Origin of the sequence: Mucilaginibacter psychrotolerans, assembly GCF_004519315.1 — a bacterium.
Taxonomy (GTDB): domain Bacteria; phylum Bacteroidota; class Bacteroidia; order Sphingobacteriales; family Sphingobacteriaceae; genus Mucilaginibacter; species Mucilaginibacter psychrotolerans.
This window is the reverse complement of sequence record NZ_SOZE01000067.1, coordinates 1-5,908: the sequence shown is the minus strand read 5'-3', so window position 1 is coordinate 5,908 and position 5,908 is coordinate 1. Positions and strand designations below refer to the sequence as shown.

The 5,908-nt window shown below is 40.0% G+C and carries 6 protein-coding genes; 1 reads left to right on the top strand and 5 read right to left on the bottom strand.

The window, feature by feature from the left end; all coding sequences use genetic code 11:
* Positions 1-191 precede the first annotated feature (191 nt).
* Positions 192-674, bottom strand: coding sequence for a hypothetical protein (locus E2R66_RS27930; RefSeq protein WP_134737992.1), 483 nt, complete (start codon positions 672-674; stop codon positions 192-194).
* A 159-nt stretch (positions 675-833) separates the two neighbouring features.
* On the opposite strand from E2R66_RS27930, the gene E2R66_RS27925 reads away from it, so the two are divergent.
* Positions 834-1,925: a cysteine peptidase family C39 domain-containing protein gene (locus E2R66_RS27925; RefSeq protein WP_134737991.1), complete on the top strand. Its 1,092-nt coding sequence runs from the start codon at positions 834-836 to the stop codon at positions 1,923-1,925.
* Between the two features lie 192 nt (positions 1,926-2,117).
* Here E2R66_RS27925 and E2R66_RS27920 read toward each other — a convergent pair whose 3' ends face one another.
* The 4 genes from E2R66_RS27920 to E2R66_RS27910 form a co-directional block, all read right to left on the bottom strand.
* Positions 2,118-3,023: a hypothetical protein gene (locus E2R66_RS27920; protein WP_134737990.1), complete on the bottom strand. Its 906-nt coding sequence runs from the start codon at positions 3,021-3,023 to the stop codon at positions 2,118-2,120.
* Positions 3,024-3,400: 377 nt separating this feature from the next.
* Positions 3,401-3,634, bottom strand: coding sequence for a hypothetical protein (locus E2R66_RS28620; protein WP_158288535.1), 234 nt, complete (start codon positions 3,632-3,634; stop codon positions 3,401-3,403).
* Between the two features lie 352 nt (positions 3,635-3,986).
* A complete protein-coding gene (locus tag E2R66_RS29375; protein ID WP_394347212.1) occupies positions 3,987-4,118 on the bottom strand; it encodes an HNH endonuclease in 132 nt (43 codons plus the stop codon).
* 21 nt (positions 4,119-4,139) lie between these two features.
* Positions 4,140-5,651, bottom strand: a complete 1,512-nt coding sequence (locus E2R66_RS27910; protein ID WP_240049544.1) for a reverse transcriptase/maturase family protein — start codon at positions 5,649-5,651, stop codon at positions 4,140-4,142.
* Positions 5,652-5,908: the final 257 nt, after the last annotated feature.

Sequence of the window (5,908 nt, the reverse complement as noted above, 5' to 3'; positions counted from 1 at the left end):
TCCGTTTTAACAGAAGGGGGCATATGAACTCAATTTTTGATAAACTTATAACCAGAATGACCGAGGCTAAACCCGTAAATTACAAAATGATTAAATGCGAACTAAATACATAATCCTATTATTTAATTTATTTTTTTTGAATAAAAATTACCAGCTTTGAAATTAATGGGTATTATTTTAAGCGACACAATTTATCGCCCGGAGAAAGCATTGTATTGAATTTGTGCGTCGCGTAAAGATGCGATAGTGGTCATTTCTTCCCAGCCCTTACTATTATATGAAATTGGCTTCCATACGATATTGCTGACTGTAGGTGTTGAATTGAGACCATTGAGTCCAATGTGTCCGTAAAATCCTGATACTGTTTCAATACTATCCTTTGTTTCCAGCGAAAAACGCACATAATAATTCTCCCATCTGCCAACGGTTGTATTTAAGTGACCCGGGTAGCTACTTGTGGTATCGATACTCATGTGCCTATAGAGTACGTGTTTGATAAATTCCTCCTGAAGAGCGTTTTTCTCCATATGTGTAATGAGTCTGATTTTGGTTGTCGTGTTATCCGGAACTGATTGCCATATTTCCGTTTTCCTGAGAACCGCAAAAGAAACTAACGTACAACATAGGCAAACGATTCCGAGAATAGTTGTACTTTTTTTGATTCTTTTTGTCATGATAAATTAGGTTTAAGTATCTGATAATTAATAAAAAAAATATTGATAATGTGAAAATAGTCAATTAGCTTGCATAAGCCAAACCAAGTGTAGGTTTTTTACCGGATTGGTCATTATGCCCTAAACAATTTTAGTAATTATCACAATAACGCTTCCAATATGCCTAACAACAAGGAACTTAAGTTTACTATGCAATCGCAATTGCAAACACATTGGTGCTGGGCCGCCAATGCGACCAGTATATCCCTTTTTTATGATCCAGCTTCGGGCTGGACACAATGTAAAGTAGCAGATGGTACGCTGATTAGGACGGACTGCTGTACGGCACCCAATCCTAACCCATGCGATAAAGATTATTATCTTGACCGGGCGCTCACCACTACGGGAAATTTTGTTCCACCGATAATTTCAGCGGCATTGATTGAGAACGATATTAAGGCTGAAATTGACTCAGGACGAGTAATTGGTGTTAGGATAGGATGGGCAAGTTATGGTGGGCATTTCGTAACGGTTCACGGATATAATGACACATTGGGCACGTTTTTTGTTTATGTGGCTGATCCGCTTTACGGGAAATCTTTTATAAATCTTGTTAACTTTACAAGTAGTTATCAGGGTTCGGGATCGTGGACCCACACTTTTTACACCAAAGCTCCGGTTAGCAGCATGTTAAAGTTTACTACAATTAATAGTCAACTGCTTCAGAAGGCATCAGATATGCGTTTATCGATGTTGTCTGCTCCGTTCCCAACTGAACCAGACCAGACATCACCAGATGTACACCCGAAAGGGCTGGCAGCGCCACATGACGTTTATATCGTAACTTTCAATTCCCTGAAGAATGGAGATCAACCGGATATTCAAAAAGGTGGCTTCAGGGCCTTGGACTCGGAGAACAATGAGTTAACCATTTACGACTTTAGTGGTAGCAACTCAGATGCTCAAATACAGCAAGTCATCCATGATCCCCAGTATAATCTTAACTATCGTTCGGTACTTAATAGCGTAATCAACAGGCAGCAGAGCGATCCTATAAGATATAGTTTAAGAATACTTAAGCAACCGGAACTTAAAATTGAGGCTTTCTGGCTGCACGTTAAAGGACACGCTAAAGACGATCTCTTTACGCCGGTAGTAGCTCCCGCAATATTGACGTCGGGAGTATACTACGAAAACGATGAGTTCTTTAAAATACTGGAGAATGCCGCGAAAGCAAGAAGGGTTTATGATGATAACCTGCTCGGCGGCTAAGTCTTTCAGTTACCGCATTGATCACTGGTGTTTAATCCACGCGATGATAAGTTTGATCAACCATACGATGAGATGAAGACTGCCGGTAATGATAGCTCCACGCTGACGTTTTTCAATTTTCTGTTCCATTGCTATTAATTTTCAGCAATGATAAATGGGGCATCTGGGGGCAGCAATAGGGGAGTACTCCCATTATTTGTCTAAAAGTTTTTGTACGTCGGGAACGTGAAGATGTGCGGTATAACGTTTGCGATCTTCTTTGGAAAAAGAGTTAAGGACATTTAAATTTCCTTTGACGGTTCTCTCGGGGCAGTCGAGCGCAGCGGCGAAGATTTTATGTAAGCCGGCTTTGGTATTTGCCTGGGCCTTTTCTACGCTTTTGATAAAGCCCGCTTCATTTAAAAATGCGATCTGGAAAGGGACATCCTTTGCGATCAAGGTGGAATAAGCTTCATCTGGGCTCAACTTACCGAACTTGAATTGATCAAATCCAAGTTTGCTTAAATTTCGCCGTAATGGGTTTGGTGCCTCAGTTTCCGGGATATTGTCTGTTTTTTCGGATTTTTCGATCAGCTTCGCCAGGAGATTGATGAATTGATAACAACCGAAGAATTTGAAGGGAAAGAACAGATGTTCGATATCCAGTATCCTGACTGTTGAAACCGGATGAATAATTTTGCCTCGTTCGTCTTTGGTCGCCTTATCAAAATCAGGAATTTCTTTGTATGGTATTTTCTTTTGTCGTTGTTGCAGATCTTTAATTGCTGAGTCAATATCTTCCGAAGAATATTTCGCTTCCTCCTCTTCCTTGCGCGGATAAAAATAAACGTCAAAATCAGTTGATAACAGCTTCAGTTTGGACGGCTTCATCTCTGTAAGGAACTCCACATGATTAAGGATTTCCAGTTGGGTGATGGAACAATCTTTTATCTTTTTAAAGAATTTCTTGAGTGTTATGTCGGCAAGATCAGCGGATTTGGCTCTCACTTTTTGATTTTTGTTTTCCACATGGAAAATGCGGGCTGACTTGATGGTATGGTCAGACACCCGGACAGTTTGCCCATTCAACACAATTTCAAAAACCTGTGGGTCGTTCATTATACAAATTTTACTAAATTAATTAGTGTTTGCAATCGAAAAATGATTGAATTGTGTTTATAAAGAAAAACGTAAGATCTGCAAAGCATTCTTAATTTAAGAAGTATTCGTTTTCGAGGGATATTTGCAGGGGCACTGCAAACTTAAGAGAGAGGTGAATGAGAAAGAACTAAAGTCAGGGTGAACTTGTCAGTAGCGAATAAATTTTTCAGCATTGAGAAGCTGATCGGCTGACAAATGCAACAGATGCGGCAAGAAGAAAGATATCAAATAAAAATCCCCTGAACACTCGCTGCCAGGGGATTTTAACCTAAACCTTATCACAATAGTGAGCAGATCACCCACTAAAATAGTTCTGCAATATAAATACTAATTAATTAACGGCGAAGAGAACTGCGCGTTTTCGAACGCATGTACTCATTGAACATACGTTCATTCAAACGACGTTCTGCTTCTCTCTTGTTTCGCCTGGAGACTATCCAGAAAAAAAGTACCCAGATACCGAATGCCACTCCGAAACACGGAAACGGATTTTTCGCAGCAAGCGCACCGAACATGGCGAAAGTAGATATGACGCTGCATGTCAGGAATAAAATAACGTTCTTTTTCATGATGATCAACACTATAAATATACTAATTAGATTAGCAAGTATCAAGACCTTTTTTCAATTTATTTCATAGATCTTATTGTGCTGACGGGCAGACTGCACCCGTTCCCGAATCGTCTCAACGAGGTCAGAATGGGGAATGCCGGTGAACTGCAGCACGGGTGTTTCCGAATCCGTGCTTTTCAGGACTACATGCATAAGGCCGAGTAACTGGAGCCCCAGCGGACGGGTAATGATGTAATGTAGGCTAAGTACCCAGCGCCTTGCTATATCGCTATAGTAGGTTTCCATGTACTCGCCCCCGAACCGTACGTACACCTTCCAGCGTATACGGCTCTCCACTAATATTTTCAGTTTATTCGCCATTGTGTATCTTCCTATGACAATCATGGCATACCGCCATTGTCTTTCTCTTTCTTGCAATCATGTGGACTTCCCACGGGCGTTTGCCCTTTTCGATGTCTTTCAGTTTCCTGATATGATGCATTTCAAGTTCATCGATCTCGCCTCACATTTCACAGCTTCTTGCTTTCAGTCTGTCTATCAGGCTTGTTCGCATAGCTACTTGAAAGTAGTGGGGAGTTTTGTCAGTAGAGGATTCTTTGGCTTCGATGCTTCGCCGGAAGCCACCTTGATAGAAAGTGCGATAACGTCGCTCACGTTTCCAATTGGTATAGGATACGGTGAACACTCCGTTTTTCTTATACTCTCTACAGATGTTTGGGACAGTTGAATGAAACTTATTTGCAAAAGTTTTATACATACTGTACTCCATGATGTAGCTGAATGTGTTAACTGTTCCAACATTTAGCGCGATAGAATAGTAATTATAAAAGCCAATGAGTTCGGAGTTGTACTTGCTCAATATCTCCAAGTCATCGTTGAACGCCAATCCCGGACGGCTTTTGGCTTTCCATTGTTCTTTGCCATTGTGAAGCCGGATATCCAGAACTTCGTAATCTAACAGCTTTTTCTTAATGGTGCCCGGTGGAATTTTAATAACGATTTTCTTATGAAATACTCGCTTCATTTTTCCGTCAGTAGCCCTTTTGGTCTGGTTGGACTTTCTTACAGTAATATCAAATGATAAGAATTTTGCGGGTGTTTCCGTGTGAGTTATCAGCGTTTTTTCTTCCGATAGTACAAGCTGTAATTTATCATTCAGGAAGTTGGTAATGTCCTGTTTAATTTGCTTGCAATCTTCCAAACTGCCAATTACTCCTATTAGAAAGTCATCCGCGTATCTTACATATTTAAGTTTCCTGTAATCGGGGTCCATTTCGTCGCAACTGGGTATCATTGCTCTTTTTCTATCAATCGCTTTGATTCGTTTTGCAATTAATTTTCTATCATCTACATCATCTTCGGCTCTGAGCATACTCAGGGCAATAACTTTCTCGTATTCACATAAGATGCGTTCGCGGTTTGTTTTGCGATCCTTTCCTTTATCAAAGTTTTGAATATATTCCTTTACATACTTATCCAGCTTATCAAGGTAGATATTAGCCAATATGGGGCTAATGATACCAACTTGTGGGGTTCCGCTGTACGTTCTGTTGAATACCCAATCTTCAATATATCCTGCATTCAAGAACTTTCGCATGAGCCTGATAAATCGTTCGTCAGAGATGCGTTCTTGCAGAATACCTATCAAAACATCATGATTGATGTTATCAAAGAAACCTTTAATGTCGCCCTCAATAAACCATTTGGCTCCGTTGAAAGACTTTCTGACTTGCAAAAGTGCAGTATGGCAACTTTTCCGAGGCCTGAAACCATGTGAGGTATGCTCAAAGCTTCCCTCATAAATTGCCTCAAGTATCATTCTGATTACTTCCTGCACTAATTTGTCATCAAATGAAGGTATCCCTAAAGGACGTTTCTTACCATTTTTCTTCGGTATGTAAGTCCTTCTTGATGGATGGGGTTGGTAGCTTTCATCTTTGATCGCACCAATTAATTTTTCAATTCGGGAAAGGCTCATTTCGTCGATAGTCTGACCATCTGTGCCTTTTGTCATGTTACCTGGCTTTGCATTGATTTTTTGATACGCCACGTAATACATTTCCTCATTGAAGAGAATACGATAGAGCCTTTCAAACTTATAATTTGAAAGTTTGCTATGCTCTGTTAAACTGTTTAATACCTTTTGTGGATTAGAATAAGGCGCCTGGGTATTGCTAATAATTTTAGTATATTTAACCTATAGATACCAAACAAGCTAAAATTATGTTTCAAGGATTAAATATACTGGAGTTTACTGAGAAATTCTCAACT

Excerpts from the sequence above, each read along its gene's own strand:
- E2R66_RS27910 (WP_240049544.1), bottom strand. The coding sequence starts at position 5,651 with ATGACAAAAGGCACAGATGGTCAGACTATCGACGAAATGAGCCTTTCC.
- E2R66_RS27930 (WP_134737992.1), bottom strand. The coding sequence starts at position 674 with ATGACAAAAAGAATCAAAAAAAGTACAACTATTCTCGGAATCGTTTGC.
- E2R66_RS27920 (WP_134737990.1), bottom strand. The coding sequence starts at position 3,023 with ATGAACGACCCACAGGTTTTTGAAATTGTGTTGAATGGGCAAACTGTC.
- E2R66_RS28620 (WP_158288535.1), bottom strand. The coding sequence starts at position 3,634 with ATGAAAAAGAACGTTATTTTATTCCTGACATGCAGCGTCATATCTACT.
- E2R66_RS29375 (WP_394347212.1), bottom strand. The coding sequence starts at position 4,118 with ATGCATCATATCAGGAAACTGAAAGACATCGAAAAGGGCAAACGCCCG.
- E2R66_RS27925 (WP_134737991.1), top strand. The coding sequence starts at position 834 with ATGCCTAACAACAAGGAACTTAAGTTTACTATGCAATCGCAATTGCAA.